Annotated in this window: 12 protein-coding genes; 2 read left to right on the top strand and 10 right to left on the bottom strand. The window is 62.1% G+C overall.

All coding sequences use genetic code 11. From position 1 onward, the window contains the following. Positions 1 to 16: 16 nt before the first annotated feature. On the bottom strand, positions 17 to 718 hold the full coding sequence (locus SFY93_RS28130) for an SDR family NAD(P)-dependent oxidoreductase (RefSeq protein ID WP_320445410.1): 702 nt from the start codon (positions 716 to 718) through the stop codon (positions 17 to 19). Between the two features lie 91 nt (positions 719 to 809). On the opposite strand from SFY93_RS28130, the gene SFY93_RS28125 reads away from it, so the two are divergent. Then, the gene (locus SFY93_RS28125) at positions 810 to 2,567 is read left to right on the top strand and encodes an acyl-CoA dehydrogenase family protein (protein WP_320445409.1); all 1,758 of its coding nucleotides are present in this window, start codon (positions 810 to 812) and stop codon (positions 2,565 to 2,567) included. Positions 2,568 to 2,581: 14 nt separating this feature from the next. On the opposite strand, the gene SFY93_RS28120 is transcribed toward SFY93_RS28125, so the two are convergent. The 8 genes from SFY93_RS28120 to SFY93_RS28085 form a co-directional block, all read right to left on the bottom strand. After that, positions 2,582 to 3,727 (bottom strand): alpha/beta hydrolase, encoded by a 1,146-nt coding sequence (locus SFY93_RS28120; RefSeq protein WP_320447873.1) that lies wholly within the window; start codon positions 3,725 to 3,727, stop codon positions 2,582 to 2,584. Between the two features lie 76 nt (positions 3,728 to 3,803). Beyond that, positions 3,804 to 5,042, bottom strand: coding sequence for a class I SAM-dependent RNA methyltransferase (locus SFY93_RS28115; RefSeq protein ID WP_320445408.1), 1,239 nt, complete (start codon positions 5,040 to 5,042; stop codon positions 3,804 to 3,806). Continuing rightward, entirely contained in the window at positions 5,035 to 5,790 is a 756-nt protein-coding gene (locus SFY93_RS28110; RefSeq protein WP_093757044.1) for a TlyA family RNA methyltransferase, read from the bottom strand. The genes SFY93_RS28115 and SFY93_RS28110 overlap by 8 nt, the downstream gene beginning before the upstream one ends. Positions 5,791 to 5,792: 2 nt before the next feature. Further along, a complete protein-coding gene (locus SFY93_RS28105) occupies positions 5,793 to 6,335 on the bottom strand; it encodes a nucleoside 2-deoxyribosyltransferase (RefSeq protein WP_320445407.1) in 543 nt (180 codons plus the stop codon). A 134-nt stretch (positions 6,336 to 6,469) separates the two neighbouring features. After that, positions 6,470 to 8,395 (bottom strand): 1-deoxy-D-xylulose-5-phosphate synthase, encoded by a 1,926-nt coding sequence (dxs, locus tag SFY93_RS28100; protein WP_089265987.1) that lies wholly within the window; start codon positions 8,393 to 8,395, stop codon positions 6,470 to 6,472. Positions 8,396 to 8,738: 343 nt separating this feature from the next. After that, complete coding sequence (locus SFY93_RS28095; protein WP_320445406.1) at positions 8,739 to 10,046, bottom strand: alpha/beta hydrolase; 1,308 nt, start codon at positions 10,044 to 10,046, stop codon at positions 8,739 to 8,741. A 101-nt stretch (positions 10,047 to 10,147) separates the two neighbouring features. Continuing rightward, positions 10,148 to 10,399, bottom strand: a complete 252-nt coding sequence (locus SFY93_RS28090; protein WP_320445405.1) for an exodeoxyribonuclease VII small subunit — start codon at positions 10,397 to 10,399, stop codon at positions 10,148 to 10,150. A 92-nt stretch (positions 10,400 to 10,491) separates the two neighbouring features. Beyond that, positions 10,492 to 11,427, bottom strand: coding sequence for a histone deacetylase family protein (locus SFY93_RS28085; RefSeq protein ID WP_089265990.1), 936 nt, complete (start codon positions 11,425 to 11,427; stop codon positions 10,492 to 10,494). Positions 11,428 to 11,736: 309 nt separating this feature from the next. Between SFY93_RS28085 and SFY93_RS28080 the strand changes: the two genes are divergently transcribed. Further along, positions 11,737 to 13,812, top strand: coding sequence for a putative bifunctional diguanylate cyclase/phosphodiesterase (locus SFY93_RS28080; protein ID WP_320445404.1), 2,076 nt, complete (start codon positions 11,737 to 11,739; stop codon positions 13,810 to 13,812). A gap of 1,120 nt (positions 13,813 to 14,932) precedes the next feature. Here the strand turns inward: SFY93_RS28080 and SFY93_RS28075 are convergent. Then, positions 14,933 to 16,561 carry a bifunctional metallophosphatase/5'-nucleotidase gene (locus tag SFY93_RS28075; protein WP_320445403.1) on the bottom strand — a complete coding sequence of 543 codons (1,629 nt, stop codon included), beginning with the start codon at positions 16,559 to 16,561 and terminating at the stop codon, positions 14,933 to 14,935. Positions 16,562 to 16,899: the final 338 nt, after the last annotated feature.

Genomic DNA, 16,899 nt, shown 5'->3' with positions numbered 1-16,899 from the left:
TCGCCCCGTTCTCGCGTCAGAATTTTTCGACCCATGGACGGATTTCGAGCTCCGAACTCCAGGCACTGCGCGGCTGCTGTAGCACGTTCCAGTAATTCATGGCGATGGCATCGGGGTCGAGCATCGAGTCCGGCCTGTCCGCTGGCTCAACGCGGACTGAACTGCGAATACCGCCATCGATGACAAAGTGGGCGATGTGAATGCCCTGCGGCGCGAATTCCCGTGCCAGGGATTGCGCCATGCCGCGCAAAGCGAACTTGCCCATGGCGAAGGGGGCCGATTGTGCGAAGCCTTTGATACTCGCGGAGGCACCGGTGAACAGGATGGCGCCGTGCTTGTTGGGCAACATGCGCTGCAATGCCTGTTGTGCGACCAGAAATCCGCCGAAGGCGCTAACGGCGATGGATTGTGCAACATCGGGAGGTGCGAGCTCGATGAAAGGTCCGCGGGCGCGCTGGCTGGCATTGTAAACGACGATATCGGGCGCGCCGATCTGGCGTTCGACATCTGCAAACAATTTGGCGACATCCGCGGCCTGGGTTGCGTCGCAGGCAAAGGCCTTGGCGCCGGTCTCCTGGCACAGCGCATCCAGCTTGCCGGGATTGCGGGCGGCGAGTGCGACGCGGATGCCCTGTTTGGACAGCAGCCTCGCCAGCGATGCGCTGATGCCCTCACCGACGCCGACGATCAAAGCGGTTTCGTAATGCGGAATTTCCATGGATCAAATCTCCGGCTGGGGCACTTTATTCGCTGGCGCGGCAGGCGCATGATGAAGATGGAAACGCAACTGCCAAACACAAGAGGCCGTCATGAACGCCCACGCCCAGATCGCCGCCAATCTGATCGCACCCGACACGTCCGGCATGAATTTCTACCGGGCCGATCCGGCACTGACCGATCTGCTGCGTATTCATCTGCCGGAGGATCTGTTCAACCATATCGAGCCGCATCTCGATCGGCTGGGCGGTCTTGTCGGTGGGCGGCTCGATGAAGCCGGGCGGATGGCCGACAAGCATGGACCAGTGCTGCATCAGCGCGACAAGTTCGGCCAGGACGTCCAGTGGGTAGAATATCACCCGGCCTATCGCGAACTTGAGAACGCAGCCTTCGGCGAGTTCGGGATCCATGCGCTGTCGCACCGCAAGGGCATCATGGGCTGGCCCTCGACCTATCCGGTGACAGCCAAGCACGCCTTTACGTTCCTGTTCAATCAGGCCGAGTTCGGCATGGGGTGTCCAATCAATGTCACCGATGGTGCTGCGAAGCTGCTGTCGAATTACGGCGATGATGCGCTCAAGGCGAAATATCTCGATGGGCTGACGCAGACTGACATGAGCAAGCTGACCCAGGGCGGCCAGTTCATGACCGAGAAGGAGGGCGGTTCCGATGTCGGCAAGCTGACGACATCAGCTGTGCAGGAGGGCGATCACTGGCGGTTGTATGGTGAGAAGTGGTTCTGCTCCAATGCCGATGCGAAAGTCGTGATGCTGCTGGCGCGACCGGAAGGCGCGGTCGGGGGCACCAAGGGTGTCGGCCTGTTCCTGATGCCGCGGACGCTCGATGACGGCACGCCCAATCACTACCGGATCGTGCGCCTGAAGGACAAGCTCGGCACGCGGTCGATGGCATCAGGTGAGATCAAGCTTGAGGGCGCTATCGCTTATGCCGTCGGCAAGCTCGATCGCGGCTTCGTGCAGATGGCCGAGATGGTGAATTCGTCGCGCCTGTCGAATGGCGTGAAGTCGACCTCGCTGATGCGCCGCGCCTGGCACGATGCGATGGCAGTCGCGCGCGGCCGTGTCGTGTTCGGCCAGCGCATCATCGACATGCCGCTGGCGCGGCGGCAGTTGATGAAGATCATGGTGGCGACCGAGCAGGCGTTGTCGATGAGCTTTCTCACCGCGGATGCGCTGGACCGTGCCGAAGCCGGCAGTCAGGATGCTGCAGCACTGCTACGGATCCTGACGCCGACGCTGAAATTCCGTGCGACGCGTGACGCGCGCAAGGTCTGCGGCGACGCGATGGAGATACGTGGCGGTGTCGGCTATATCGAGGAATTCGCCACCGCGCGGCTGCTGCGCGATGCGCATCTCGGCTCGATCTGGGAAGGCACCGGCAATATCGTTTCGCTCGATGCGCTGACGCGTGCGGTGGGTCGGCACGGTGCCGAGGCTGCGCTTGCTGCCGACTTGCATGCGCGGCTGGATGATTCCCCGAGCGTGCCGCAGGCATGGCGGGATCGTTTGCGCGGTCTGGCCGGCAAAGCCATCGGGTTTGCCCGTGAGGTGGCCGCGCGTTCGGACAATGAAGGTGATGCCCGCCGCGCAACGAGTTCACTGTATCATGTGGCCAGTGCCGTGGCACTCACCTGGGAGGCGCACCGCATCCACGCCCGGCGCGGCGACGCCCGGCGCCTGCTGCTGTCGCGCCTCGTCATCGATCATCGCCTGATGACGCCCGATCCGTTTGCTGTGATCGAAAGCGAAACGCAGAAACAGATCGTCGCGCATCTGCTCGGTGAGCGCGATGTCAGCATGGAGGAGGCCAGTCGGCTGATGCTGGCCTGACCTGATCGCAGGGACTATGAGCGTGGACCGTTATCTTTCAGGAACTCGAGCAGCAAGCGGCTGACCTCTTGTGGTTGTTCCTGCTGCACCCAATGGCCTGCGCCGTCGATCAGGTGCACCGCGCGCATATTCGTGCAGGCGCTGTTTTGCATCGTCTCGATGGCGCCGGGACGCTGATAGATGCCCCAGTCCTGCTTGCCGGAGATGAAAGCTGAAGGGACGTCGATAGTGCGACCGGCAAACGTCTCGTAGTCGGCATTGAACGCGCCCGTCGTATTGCAGCGATACCACTGCAATCCGCCCTGGAATCCGGTGCGGGCATACTCACCGGCATAGAAGGCCAGTTCATTGTCCGGCAACCATTTGCATGATGCGATCTGTTCAGGCGTTGGCATCTCTGCAGCGACGGTCTCGGCCATTGTCTGATCGCGGTCCATCACATAATAGGTCGGCAGTTTCGCAAGTTCATTCGCCGTCCAGCCCTGCAATGGAGTGGGTGTATTGCCCGGCCAGTCCGCGCTCTTGTGATGATAATAGGCGCGCAGGAAATCATGCATGCCTTGCGGTGCGTGTTGCATATGAGCGTTGGCATCACGTGTGGCGTAGTACCACTGATAATGGATACGCGGCCGCGGCAGTGCGGCGAGGTCGCGATGCACGGGATCTTCCGCCTTTGGCGAGGCCGGCTGATCGGCGGTGCCGAATGGCAGCGGCGGAGGCCCGGCGAAAGGGGCGCTCATCAGCACGACGGATCTGAAGACATCCGGCCGCACCAGCGCGCACCAGGCTGCGACCGAGCTGCCATAGTCATGTCCGACCACCGCATCGACATGGCGATAGCCGAAGGCTGCGACCAGCCCGACCGCATCGCGCACGAGGTTGAGCAGATTGAAGGGACGCAGATCGCCATCATAGTCTGCGCTCCAACCAGTGGTGCGGCCATAGCCGCGCTGGTCGGGCGCAATCACGTGATAGCCGGCAGCGGCAAGCTGCGGCATTACTTTGCGCCAGCTGATGGCCAGTTCGGGAAAGCCGTGCACCAGCAGGATGCAGGGCCGGCCCGAGGTTTCGAAGCCGGCCTCCAGCACATGGACGCGCAAACCGTTGATGTCCTCGACAAAGCGCGAGCGAATTCCAGCCGGCAGAATGTTGGGATCGATGGGTGTCACGTCGCCTCCATGCTGCACTTGTGCGGCAGCGTGAGTGCACTCCAGCGCAAGCACCGTGAAAAGACAACTAGCGTTTGAAGCGGGCCACCAATTCGATATGGGGCGTATGCCGGAACTGGTCCACGGGTGTGACGCGGTCGAGCTCGTAGCCGCCATCGATCAGGATCTTTGCATCGCGTGCGAAGGTCTGGACGTTGCACGACACGGCGACGACGACGGGGATCTTGCTTGCCGCGAGCCGTTCGACTTGTGCCTGCGCGCCCTGGCGCGGCGGATCGAACACGACAGCGTCGAAGTCGCGCAATTCCTGCGGCACCAGTGGACGGCGAAACAGGTCGCGCATCTCTGCCTTGATGGGCTTCAGGCCCTTGGTGTCCTTAATGGCCTGTTGCAGCGATGTAATCGCGCCACCATCGCTGTCGAGGGCGGTGACCTTGGATTTGGCTGCAAGCCGGAGCGCAAAGGGACCGATACCGCAGAACAGATCGGCGATGTTTTTCGCGCCTTTGCAGAGCTGGAGCACAAGCGCCGCCAATGTCTCTTCACCGGCCGCCGTGGCCTGCAGGAACGAGCCGGGTGGTAATGTGACCTGTGCGCTGCCCATCGTGACGACCGGCGGCACGCGCATCAGCACGAGTTCGCCATGCCGTGTGAGGCGCGCGAGTTTGTGCGCTTCAGCGATGCGCGACAGCGCTGTGATGATCGCGGTCGGCAATGGCCCGGTGCCGCGGACGTCGATATCGAGTCCGTTGCTGGCCGCTGTCACCTGAATGTCCAGCGGCTTGCTGACCGGCTTCAACACCTCGGCCAGCGCGCGCGCGGCATCGAGCGCACCATCCAGCGCTGGATCCAGGATCGGGCACGCGTCGATGGCGATAATGGCGTGGCTCGCCGATGCCGCGAAGCCGACACGCAGTCCGCCATCGCTGCCACGCCGGGCATGCAACGTCACGCGGCGGCGGCCGGCGCCATGGGCATCGACGATCGGATCGACCGGGCAAGTGATCTTCGCCTGCGCCAGCGTGTCGATCACGATCTGGCGCTTCCAGGCCTGATAGGGATCGGGTTGCCAATGCTGGATGGCGCAGCCGCCGCAGCGCGTGAAGTAGGTGCAGAACGGATCGATTCGTTCCGGGCTGGCGGTGTCGATCTGCAGCAATCGTCGACGCTCCGGATGTTCGTCGTCGCGTTCCGTCTCGACGATCTCATGCGCCAGCGTGTAGGGCACGAACAGCGACGCGCCACTGGTGAGGCTGACGCCGTCGCCGCGCTGGCCGACATGATCGATGGTCAGGTGTTCAGCCACGCCGGGCACCCATGAAGAACTCGATATTGCCATCGCCGCCTGTGATCGACGACGGGAAGACCTCGATATCGGTGCAGCCGAGTGTCCTGGCAAAATCCGTGATGTCGTCGCAGATGGCCTGATGCACGGCAGCGTTCTTGATGATGCCGCGCTTGGATTGCTTCCGGTCGGCCTCGAATTGCGGCTTGATCAGCGCCAGCAGGCTCATCGGCGCCGCCGCGAGTGACAGCGCGACAGGCAGCACCGCCTTGAGCGAAATGAAGCTGACATCGATTACCACGACGTCTGGACGCGCCGGCAGGCGCTTGTTTTCATAGCTGCGGATATCCGTTTCTTCCATCGAGATGATTTTCGGATGGCCGTGCAGCGATGGATGAAGCTGGCTGTGCCCGACATCGATGGAGAACACCATGCTGGCGCCGTTGGCGAGCAGCACTTCTGTAAAACCGCCGGTGGAGGCGCCGACGTCGAGGCAGACGTGGTCCTCGATCTCGATCGGATATAGCTCGAGCGCGCCGGCCAGCTTGACGCCGCCGCGCGAGACCCAGGGATGCGCCGGTTCAGCCTCGATCGCGGCGTCGAGCAGCAGCGGTTCTGACGCTTTAGCGACCGCTTTGCCGTTGGCCTTCACAAGCCCCGCTTCGATGGCGGCTTGCGCACGCGCGCGGCTTTCGAAAATTCCGCGGTCGACGAGAAGTGTATCGGCGCGTTTGCGCGGCGCGGCAGCAGTGTTCTGAGATTTCGTCATGGTCAGTACGATGCAGCAAGTTTCAAACAGGCTTCGAAGCTCGTCAGATCCTGCCAGAGATCATTGGATGCTTCGCGGGGGACGATCATGGGCGCGCCATAGAGATCGAGCGCGTGGATCATCATCAGATTGTCGGCGAGGCCGAAATTTTCGACGGTGAGCCCATCCGCATCCACCAGATGTCCGTCCCGATCGGTGACCTCGGTCATGCGGCGTACGCGGTCGAGATAGAGCGTCGGGTCGTTGCAATAGCCGAAGCAGAGCTTGCCGTGACCCGCCATATAGCCAAGCTCGAACACGGTGCCGGCATCGGCGCTGGGGCCGCGAAACGGCGTGAGATTGGCGATGATAATGTCGCAGTGGTTCATCATCGCTTCGTTGCCGTGGAAGATCTGGCGCGAGGCGTCGCCGGCATTGATGTCGATGGCGTTATCGAGCGGGAAGAACCCGTGCGCGCCGTAGCGCTTGCAGAGCGCGACCTTCTGCCGGCCGATCTCGGCGGCATTGGGCAGGAACACGTCGGGGCCTGCGAGATAGATATTCATGAAGTCCCCGTCTCATGGTGAGCCGCGCCGACATTGACGAGCCAATTCAGACGAGAACGAGGCAATCCGGCGGTTCCTGCCGAATTGCCTCGTTGTATTCTCTTCGCAATTGCAAACGCGATGTCGCGTTCAGATCAAGCGAGCTTGACGGTCTCGGCCTTGAAATCCTTGCCGAGGGTCTCGAACACCTTCTTGACGATCCCCTTGGAGTCCAGACCCGCCTGGGCATACATCGCTGCCGGCGTGTCGTGATCCTGGAACATGTCGGGCAGCACCAGCGAACGCATGCGCAGACCGCCGTCGAGCATGCCGTTGTCGGCGAGCAGCTGCATCACATGCGAGCCGAATCCACCAATCGAACCTTCTTCGACGGTCAGAAGGATCTCGTGATCGCGGGCGAGCTTGAGGATCATGTCAGTGTCGAGCGGCTTCATGAAGCGCGCGTCGGCAATCGTGGTCGACAGGCCGTGGGCGGCGAGTTCGTCGGCGGCCTTCTCACATTCGGCGAGGCGCGTGCCGAACGACAGAAGAGCAACCTTGCTGCCTTCGCGGACGATGCGGCCCTTGCCGATTTCCAGGGGGATGCCGACTTCAGGCATCTCGACGCCGCGGCCTTCGCCGCGCGGGTAGCGCAGGGCGCTCGGTGAATCGTTGATGGCGACCTGGGTCGCGACCATGTGCACCAGTTCGGCTTCGTCGGAGGCGGCCATGATGACCATGTTCGGCAGACAGCCGAGATAGGCATTGTCGAATGAGCCCGCATGGGTCGCACCATCCGCACCGACCAGTCCGGCGCGATCGATGGCGAAGCGCACGGGCAGATTCTGGATCGCCACGTCGTGGACGATCTGGTCGTAGCCGCGCTGCAGGAAGGTCGAGTAGATGGCGCAGAACGGCTTGTAGCCTTCGGTCGCAAGACCCGCGGCAAAGGTCACCGCATGCTGCTCGGCGATGCCGACGTCGAAGGTGCGGTTCGGGAACGCCTTGTTGAAGATATCGACGCCTGTACCCGACGGCATGGCCGCGGTGATGGCGACGATCTTGTCGTCCTTCTCGGCTTCCTTGACGAGGCTCTGGCCGAACACGTTCTGATAGGCCGGGGCGTTGGGCTTGGACTTCGACTGCGTGCCGGTCGCGACGTCGAATTTGACGACCGCATGATATTTGTCAGCGGCGGCTTCGGCCGGACCGTAGCCCTTGCCCTTCTGGGTCACGACGTGAAGCAGGATCGGGCCGGTCTCCATGTCGCGGACGTTCTGCAGTACGGGCAGCAGGTGATCGAGGTTGTGACCGTCAATCGGGCCGACATAGTAGAAGCCGAGCTCTTCAAACAGCGTGCCGCCATTGACCATGAAACCGCGCGAATATTCTTCGACGCGCTCGGCACGATCGGCGATCAGCTTCGGCAGATGTTTGCCGAGCTGCTTGGCGGCATCGCGCAGCGAGCGATAGGTCTTGCCCGAATACATGCGCGACAGATAGGCCGACATGGCGCCGACGGGCGGCGCGATCGACATGTCGTTGTCGTTGAGGATGACGATGAGGCGGGAATTCATCGCGCCTGCGTTGTTCATGGCTTCATAAGCCATGCCTGCCGACATCGAACCGTCACCGATCACGGCGATAACGTTGTTCTTGCCGCCGGACAGGTCGCGAGCGACCGCCATGCCGAGGCCAGCGGAGATCGAGGTCGAGGAATGCGCGGCGCCGAACGGATCGTATTCGCTCTCGCTGCGCTTGGTAAAGCCGGACAGACCACCGGCGGTGCGGAGCGTACGGATACGGTCGCGGCGGCCGGTGAGGATCTTGTGCGGATAGGCCTGATGGCCGACGTCCCAGATGATGCGGTCGCGCGGCGTATCGAAGACGTAGTGGAGGGCGGTGGTCAGTTCGACAACGCCGAGACCGGCGCCGAAGTGGCCGCCGGTGACGGACACCGCATCGATGGTTTCCTGACGAAGCTCGTCGGCAACCTGACGAACCCGCTCGATCTTCAGCTTCCGGAGATCTTCCGGAGTCTTGATGGTATCGAGCAACGGTGTCTTACTAAAATCGGTCACGGCACTATTCCAATTTTACATGTCCGGGACTGCGTCTGGCTTCGGGGCCGTCGCGTTTCCGCGCGCCCACCGGACAACCGCAGCCTCCAGAACCGGGAAGCCTGTTTCGAGGCCTTATAATGGGCTTCGATTTTTCAGTGTGATATCTAACATGCTTGGCGGCGACTTCATCTGATCATTTTTGCCAGATGAATGAAGCGCTTATCTACGTTAACGGCCGGCGTTTCAGCCTGCTCGTCAGCGCATAGTCCTAGTCCCTTTACACCAAAGCGATGGCCAAAGCCAACCGCTGTGCCTGCGGGGGTGGCAGCACAAAGGCGCTATGGACATTCGCGCGGTGTGCCTAGCCGATGCGCCGGGCGACCGGTTCCGTCTCATGGGAACCCGTGTGGGTAGGGCTCTTCGCGCCCAAATCGAGCTTTTTCCATGCGTTTTCGCGGGTAGTGGGGGTGCCGTCCACCAACGCCAAAGTTGTGGCCGGCTGACTGACACGCCCCCTGAGAGGCACAGGCCCGCAAACGATCATGAAGAAATCGTAGGCATGCGGCCGCTCATTGGCCATGACGAACTGGAAGTGCACCCGGAAGAACTTCCAGCGGAACCGGTTGTAATGTTCCGGGCGGATGATTTCGCGGAACCGGACGGGGACGATGGTTGGATTCCGCCGGGCCGGGCCAGCGTCGATCCCGTGACCGGCGATGGGATCGAACGGAAAGAAGTTCATCACGTCCTTGCGGGACTGGCAGTCGATCCAGTCGATGGAAGGCTCCACGGCCAGCAGCCGCAAATTGTCGCGAAAGCCTTGCGCGACTCTATGGAAGCCGACGATCGGCATATTGCCGCCGAGCGTCAGCAGCACGACGCGAGGGCCGTAGCTACCGAGTTCCGGATCGAGTTTCAGCGCGCGGGCGAGGATTTCGGAGCCAAGGAACGAGCCGGAGCTGTGACCGACCAGCACGATTTCCTGCGCCTTGGTAGACTTGGCGACCTGGACCAGATGCTGCGCGAAGCGGTCGATCCGGGCATCCCAGTCCGGCCGGTTGCCGTGGGAAAACTGCCAGGTGAAGATCGTGTCGGCCATCAGATAGAGCAGATAGGTGTGCTTTTCGGTGTATTTCAGCAGCGAGCCGATGACGGCCACAAACACCGCCGCAGCGCCGCAGGCCACCAGAAATCCGTGTATTCCAAGCGCCTGCAGCCCTAGCGCGAACAGCCAGGCGATGCCCGCCGACCAGATCGCTCCGTTGAGCAGCAGGACGTGAGGCCAACTGATGAAGGTGGCGAAGCGCCAATGCGCCTTCCAGAACCGGCCCATCGTGCCGGAGAAGACGAGGCCCCAATAGATGGCGATGGCGTGGATCAGCGTGCGCCAGATCGGCACGGCCAGATCGCGCTGGATCATGTCTTCCCAGCGCAGGAAATCGTAATCGGTCGTGGTCTGCCAGCCGTCGCCGGAGGTTTCGATGCGCCAGGAGGCGGATTCATGCGCGAATTCGCCGTCCGTATGACCTTTCGGCCGGCTGACGGAGGTGGTCAGGCCATAAAGGCGGCCGAACTTGCGCAGTTCGGTCCGAAACATGCGGTAATACTGCGAGAGTCCCCGCGGATCGTATCCCTGCACATAGATGACATGACGGTGCTGGACGCGCACGCTGGTTCCCCGGACTGACGGCGGACTATAAACAGGCCGCGCCATGCGCCAAGCGCTAATTCGGCCGCGGGGTGGTGCGAGGTCTCAGCCCGCGCGATTTCCTACTGGACGTCCAGCGGTTCGGTGCCGATCGCTTTGCCGGTGGAATCCGTGGTGATCTTGTCCACGCGGGCTTCGGCCTGACGCAGCAACTCGTCGCAACGCCGCTTCAGCGCCTCGCCGCGCTCATAGATGGCGACCGACTCTTCCAGCGGCACCTTGCCGTCTTCGAGGCGCTTCACGATCGATTCCAGTTCTTCGATCGCGGTCTCAAAGGTCAGTTTCTTGACGTCAGCGTGAGTGTTCTCGGCCATTCGGTTTCCCGTGCGCGCGTTTTGGAAGGACGGAGTCAAAGATATGTTTGAGGGCGTATTGTGGCGGGTAGGTTTTGCGACCTGCGCCCCTTTCAGCGCGATGCTCCCATCAGCGCAGAAACATGGGCCGCAGCCGATTCTTTCAAGCCCTGCAGATCATAACCACCCTCGAGTACCGAGACAATGCGGCCACCGGCGGTGCTGTCGGCGAGATCCATCAGCTTGCGCGTCACCCAGCCGAAATCCTCGGCGTCGAGATTGAGCGATGCGAGCGGATCGCGGCGATGCGCATCGAAGCCGGCGGAGATGATCAGCAGTTCCGGTGCGAATTTCTGCAATTGCGGCAGGATGAGATTGTCGAAAGCAGAGCGGAATTTTGCACTGCCGTCGCCGTCATGCAGCGGTGCATTGACGACCGTGTCGTGCTCGCCGCGCTCCTGGGATGCACCGGTACCGGGAAACAGCGGCATCTGATGTGTCGAGCAATACATCACGGTGGGGTCGGCCCAGAAAATGTCCTGCGTGCCATTGCCATGGTGGACATCGAAATCCACGACAGCCGCGCGGGTAATGCCGTAGGTGCGCTGCGCATACCGCGCTGCAATCGCGGCCTGATCGAAGAAGCAGAAGCCCATCGGCTTGTTGTGTTCGGCATGATGGCCGGGCGGGCGGGTCGCGACGAACGCATTGCTGTGCTCGCCTTTCATCACGGCGTCGGTCGCCGCGATTGCGCCGCCGACGCCGCGCATCACCGCTTCCCAGGTGCCGGGGGACATCGACGTGTCGCCGTCGAGATAGACGAGGCCGCTGCTCGGCGCGACATGGCGCAATTCATCGATGTAATGATTGTCATGACAGAGGCTGACGACGTCGAGATTGCCCTCCGGCGCTTCGCCCCGCACCAGCGCGTTGAAGCGGTCTTCGCTGAGTGCCTGCGCCACCGCGCGCATACGGTCGGGGCGTTCAGGATGGCCGGGCGGGGTGAGGTGATCGAGCGAGGCCGGATGGCTCAGAAGAAGTGTCGTCATGCAAATGGTCCGCAAGCGCAGGGTGCGCTGGTATGATGAGACGATAACCTAGCCGGTCAGGTCAGGTTCCGATAGGGGGGCATCGCTGGTGCGGTCGTCCCCTAACAAAGCTACCGATCAGAATTATGGATCGCTTTCTTCACATTCGATTCATGTCGTTTCATCGACACCGCCTGACGCCGCGGAATTGAAATGCGCGTTAAGTCGCGGCTGCTATCGGTGGAGGCCGCGGCATTCTGCGGAGAAGGTGCGCATATTCCATCGTCGGACTCCGCAGTTGCGCTCGCGTCTGGGGTGGGTTCGTACGCGATGAGTGAATCGAAATATCCAAGGCGCGTACCCCATCTCTTGCGTTCGGTGTGGCCGTTCGTTGCCATCGTCTTGCTGCAGGCATTTCTCGCCGGCACCAGCATCCACATCCTGTCGTCGGTCCGCGCCTATGTCACCGGCGAAAGCCGATGGTCGAAGGGGCAGATGGAGGCGGTGCATTCGCTCAGCCTCTATGCCGAGACCGGCGACGACAAATATTATCGTCGCTATCAGGCGAGCATCGCCGTGCCGCTCGGCGATCTCATCGCGCGTCGCGCGCTCGAACAGCCGGTGTCGGATCTGCGGGCTGCCTATGACGGATTCCTGCAGGGCGGCAACGATGCCGCGGACATCCCCGGCATGATCTCGCTGTTTCGCAATTTCAGCAAGGTCGTCTATCTCGCCCGAGCCATCGAGACCTGGCACGCCACCGATCCCGTGATCCAGAATTTGGTCGATACGGCCGACGCCATTCACGCTAGCGTCACCGATGGCAAGGTGGGATCGATGCGCCTTGCAGCCCTGAAGGCGCAAATCGACCAGATCAATGAACAGACCTCGCCGCTGGCAGTGGAGTTCTCCCGACGCCTCGGCATCGGCTCCCGCGCCATTCAAGGCATTCTGCTGGTCGCCAATGTGTTCACCGCGGCGCTGTTGATCCTGCTCGGCATCTGGCGGACACGTAATCTGCTGATCCAGCGTCAGCGCTTCGAGACGGCGCTGAAGATCGAGAAGGAGCGTGAGCAGAAATACATCTCACGTCTCGCGTTCCAGGCCTCGCATGATGCACTGACGGGGCTGGCGAACCGCCGCGAATTCGAGCGTCGGGTCCAATACGCATTGCCGCGGATCGACGCCGATGCGCGGCCGCATGCACTGATGTTCCTCGATCTCGATCAATTCAAGATCGTCAACGACACCTGTGGCCATGCTGCCGGCGATCATCTGCTGCGGCAGGTCTCGGGCATACTGAAAAAACATCTGCGCCCGGACAATCTGTTGGCCCGCCTCGGCGGCGATGAATTCGCTGTGCTGCTGGAACGCTGCGAGCCGGATCGTGCGGCGGCGACCGCCGAGCGATTGCGGCGGACGGTCGAAGAGCTGAACTTCGTCTGGAACGGACGTTCGTTCAACGTCACCGTCAGTATCGGCCTCGTCTGTATCGCGCAGCCCGAGGTGACGCTGGAAGAGGCGCTACGCGCGGCCGATGCAGCTTGTTACATGGCCAAGGAGAAAGGCCGCAATCGCGTTACACTGCATCAGCCCAGCGATTCCGAATTGCTGCAGCGGTTCGGCGAAATGAACTGGGTACAGCGCATTCACGATGCGCTGGAACAGGATCGCTTCTGTCTCTATGCCCAGAAGATCATTCCGCTCAGCGAGCGCGAGGATGGCACTCTGCATGTCGAACTGTTGTTGCGGCTGCGCGACGAGGCGGGGCAACTGGTTGCGCCCGGCCATTTCATTCCTGCGGCAGAACGTTATGGTTTGATGACGCTGACCGATCGCTGGGTGGTCAGGAATGCGTTCATCATTCTCGCCGCGCGATTGGTCGAAGGTGCGACGCCGGTCTCGACCTGCGCCATCAATCTGTCCGGAGCGACATTCAAGGATGAAAGCTTTCTGGACTATGTCCGCGAGCAGTTCCGCATCTATCGGATGCCGCCGACCATCATCTGCTTCGAGATCACCGAGACAAGCGCCATCGCCAATCTCGCCGACGCCAATAAATTCATCCAGGCGCTGCAGCAGATCGGTTGCCGCTTCTCGCTGGACGATTTTGGCAGCGGCATGTCGTCCTTCGCCTATCTCAAGCACCTGCCCGTGGACTATCTCAAGATCGATGGCTCCTTCGTCAAGGATATGCTCACCGATCCGATCGACCGCGCCATGGTCGAGATGATCAGCCATATCGGCAAGATCATGGGCAAGCGGACGGTGGCCGAATTCGTCGAGAGCGCCGAGATCATCACGGCGCTCACGGAGATCGGCGTGGACTTTGCGCAGGGCTATGCGGTGGGCCGGCCAGAGCCGTTCGATGTCCATAGCGAGATCGACCGGAGAAACGTGGCGTAGAAGGTGGAGCCGTTGAATTTCATGACGGTCATGGCCGGATCGGAAAGTGCGTGTTGAATATGACGGGGCGCTCTTTCTTCTCCCTCCCTCAAGCGGCGTAGCCGCGCTGTGGGGAGGGTGGATCGACCGCGGAGCGGTCGAGACGGGTGGGGTGGTGCCACGAAGGCTGTCCTCGCATGGGGAGGGACCCCACCCCGGCCTATCGGCCGACCCTCCCCACTGCGCATTGCTACGCAATGCTTGAGGGAGGGAGACTTCTGGCACCCGTGCGTCGTTGCTGATGTGAATGTCAAACAGCCACTGCGCTTCAGACATGCGTCATCGCCCCCATTGTTTGCGGCGCGGGGGCGCCGTCGTCGCTTGCATTCCCGCCCCCTTGTGAGAGGGCGTGCGGAACGCCAGGTGCCCGTTGCACCCTTGGGCCTGATGCGAATGCGGTCTTCCGCAGGTTAGTGTGCATCAGGACTCTCGGAGGCGCCGAGCGATTGCCCGGCGTTCCGCATGCGGTGTTTTTTCGGTTGCTTGCACATCTGCCATGGCGAACGGTCCCATCACCAAAATTAATGTCCCAGGGCGGAGGGACAGGGTAGCCGCAAAGCACTTGGCCGAACGCGTTTCGATTTGGTCGTCCGTCACACTGTCCAGGGATCTTTCCATCCGAAGGTCGGCCGTCTCCTTGCCAGTGGCAGTGCTGGCGCAGATCCGTCCTGCCCGAAGACAGACGTTACCCCATGAACCGCGTGACGCCGCATCTCCGGCGTCCACCGCATCCCACCCCGCGAACGTGACGATCGCGATCGCCCCTCTCGGTGGGGCAGGACGGAGGGGAATATAAACCTGATGGGGATGCTGTCAATGGGGATAGGAAAAAATGTTTGATGGCGCTTCCCCCTCCACTCGTCATTCCCCGGCAAACCAATTGGTTTGCTTGAGGGCGCGGCCGGCACTTGCCGGACGCGAACCCGGAATCTCAGCATGGGAGTCTCTAGTCAGCGCAAAACACTCCGGGATTCCGGGTTCGCGCTCTGCCGGCTTCGCCGGCGACGCACGCCCCGGAATGACGAGTGTGGATCGAGATTCCGTGCCTCGGAATGTCGGCGTAGGCCACGCCGGCATGTCCCTAATCCACCCGCGCAATCCGCCCCAGCGGCATCGGCGACACCGGGCTGTTGGCCTTCATGTAGGCGTTCAGCGCATCGACGTCATAGACGCCGACCAGCGGCTCCTTGCCCTCTTTCAATACCGTGAAGCCATCGCCGCCGACGGCGAGAAAGCCGTTCACGGTGACGCGATAATTTGCTGCGGGATCGATCACCTTGCCATCCAGCATCATGCGCTCGGGTGGAACGCGCTGGCCGGCGGCTGCACTGTTATTCCAGGCGTAACTGAAGCCTTTCGACACCTGCAGGATGCGCGGTCGGCTCGGGGTGTTCCATTGCTGCTCGAGCATCGCCTTGATCTGCGCGCCTGTGAGCGTCAGCGTCACCAGTTGATTACGGAACGGCTGTGCCGCGAAGACGTCGCCATAGGTCACGCTGCCGTCGGCCGATTTGGTGATGTCGGCGCGGATGCCGCCGGGATTGGTAAAGGCGATCACGGCAGCGCCGAGATTGCCGGCCGATGTCGCGGCGAGATGTGCGTCAGCGATGATATCGCCAAGCGGGCTTTCGCCGGTCGTCATGTCGGGCATGCGCGACAGCGTTGCGGTGATCGATCCCGCAGGACGGCTGGCGATTGGCGCGGCAACCTTGTCATAGGCGGCGAGCAAGGCGGTCTGCGCGGGATCGGCGGGATAGGTCGCCGTGCGCACGATGACATTGTCGGCCTTGGCGCTGATGACATCGCGCGTCGTACGGTCGAGCTTGAGGTCGATGGTGGTGACCAGCGTGCCGTATTTGTCGCCTGACGTGACGAGGCGTCCGTCGATCTGGCAGGTGTAGGCGCGGTGCGTGTGACCACTGACCACGACATCGACCGCCTTGTCGAACTTCTTCACAATATCGACGATTGGTCCGGAAATACCCGGGCATTCATTGTAGTCGCCGGTGGGGAAGCCGCCCTCATGGATCAGCACCACGATGGCCTCGACGCCTTTGGCCTTCAGTTCGGGCACCAGCGCATTGACCGTGTCGGCTTCGTCCCTGAATTCGAGACCGGCAATGCCGGGCGGCGCCACGAGGCCGGGCGTGCCTTTCAGCGTCAGGCCGATGAAGGCGACGGGAATGCCGTCGAATGTCTTGATCTGATAGGACGGCAGCAGCGACTGGCCGGTCTTGGTATCGATGGTCGAGGCGGCGAGATAGTTGAACGTCGCGCCGGCAAACGGATGCGGGCCTTGGCAGCCATCGACGGGATGGCAGCCACCGTTCTGCATGCGCAGCAGCTCCTCGCGGCCTTCGTCGAATTCGTGATTGCCGACCGAGGCGATCTCAAGGCCCATCATCGATAGTGCCTCGATGGTCGGTTCATCATGAAACAGCGCGGAGAGAAACGGGCTGGCGCCGATCAGGTCGCCGGCAGCCACGAATACGCTGTTCGGCTTGCCGGCGCGGAGCTGCTTCACCAGCGTCGCCATATGCTCGGCACCGCCGGCGGGGATCGTGATCTTCTTCGTCCTGTCGGCGGGATCGTCGATGGCGATGCCGCCGGGGGCAGGGCGCAGATTGCCGTGGAAGTCGTTGATGGCCAGGACGGTGACGTCGACGGGGGTGGGGGATGTCTGGGCGAGGGCGGTCGATGCTACACACAATAGTGCGCCAGCTAGAACAGTGCACGCAGCGAGCGTTGCATTCTTAGCCTCTCCCCGTGCCCATGCGAAGCGCAGCTTCGCTAGGCGGGGAGAGGTCGACCGGCGAAGCGCAGCGAAGCCGGTCGGGTGAGGGGCAGGGCACGATGTCAGCAAAGCGGAAGGTCTCTCAGGTCGGATATTCGCAGCTTTGGTTGCGGTGGATAGCTATTAGTGACGCCGTCGTTTGACGCGAAAGCGACACGAGGCGTCACGATCGCGTTGACGGCCCCTCACCCGCCGCTCGCGTAGCGAGCGGCGACCTCTCCCCGTAAGCACGGGGAGAGCGACTGTCTTTTTGG

The sequence above is a fragment of the Tardiphaga sp. 42S5 genome (assembly GCF_034044155.1).
GTDB classification, from domain to species: domain Bacteria; phylum Pseudomonadota; class Alphaproteobacteria; order Rhizobiales; family Xanthobacteraceae; genus Tardiphaga; species Tardiphaga robiniae.
Note: the sequence above shows the minus strand (reverse complement) of the source record. Positions and strands in the feature narration are given on the sequence as shown.

Excerpts from the sequence above, each read along its gene's own strand:
- SFY93_RS28105 (WP_320445407.1), bottom strand. The coding sequence starts at position 6,335 with ATGAATATCTATCTCGCAGGCCCCGACGTGTTCCTGCCCAATGCCGCC.
- SFY93_RS28090 (WP_320445405.1), bottom strand. The coding sequence starts at position 10,399 with ATGGCCGAGAACACTCACGCTGACGTCAAGAAACTGACCTTTGAGACC.
- SFY93_RS28080 (WP_320445404.1), top strand. The coding sequence starts at position 11,737 with ATGAGTGAATCGAAATATCCAAGGCGCGTACCCCATCTCTTGCGTTCG.
- SFY93_RS28110 (WP_093757044.1), bottom strand. The coding sequence starts at position 5,790 with ATGACGAAATCTCAGAACACTGCTGCCGCGCCGCGCAAACGCGCCGAT.
- SFY93_RS28085 (WP_089265990.1), bottom strand. The coding sequence starts at position 11,427 with ATGACGACACTTCTTCTGAGCCATCCGGCCTCGCTCGATCACCTCACC.
- SFY93_RS28130 (WP_320445410.1), bottom strand. The coding sequence starts at position 718 with ATGGAAATTCCGCATTACGAAACCGCTTTGATCGTCGGCGTCGGTGAG.
- SFY93_RS28125 (WP_320445409.1), top strand. The coding sequence starts at position 810 with ATGAACGCCCACGCCCAGATCGCCGCCAATCTGATCGCACCCGACACG.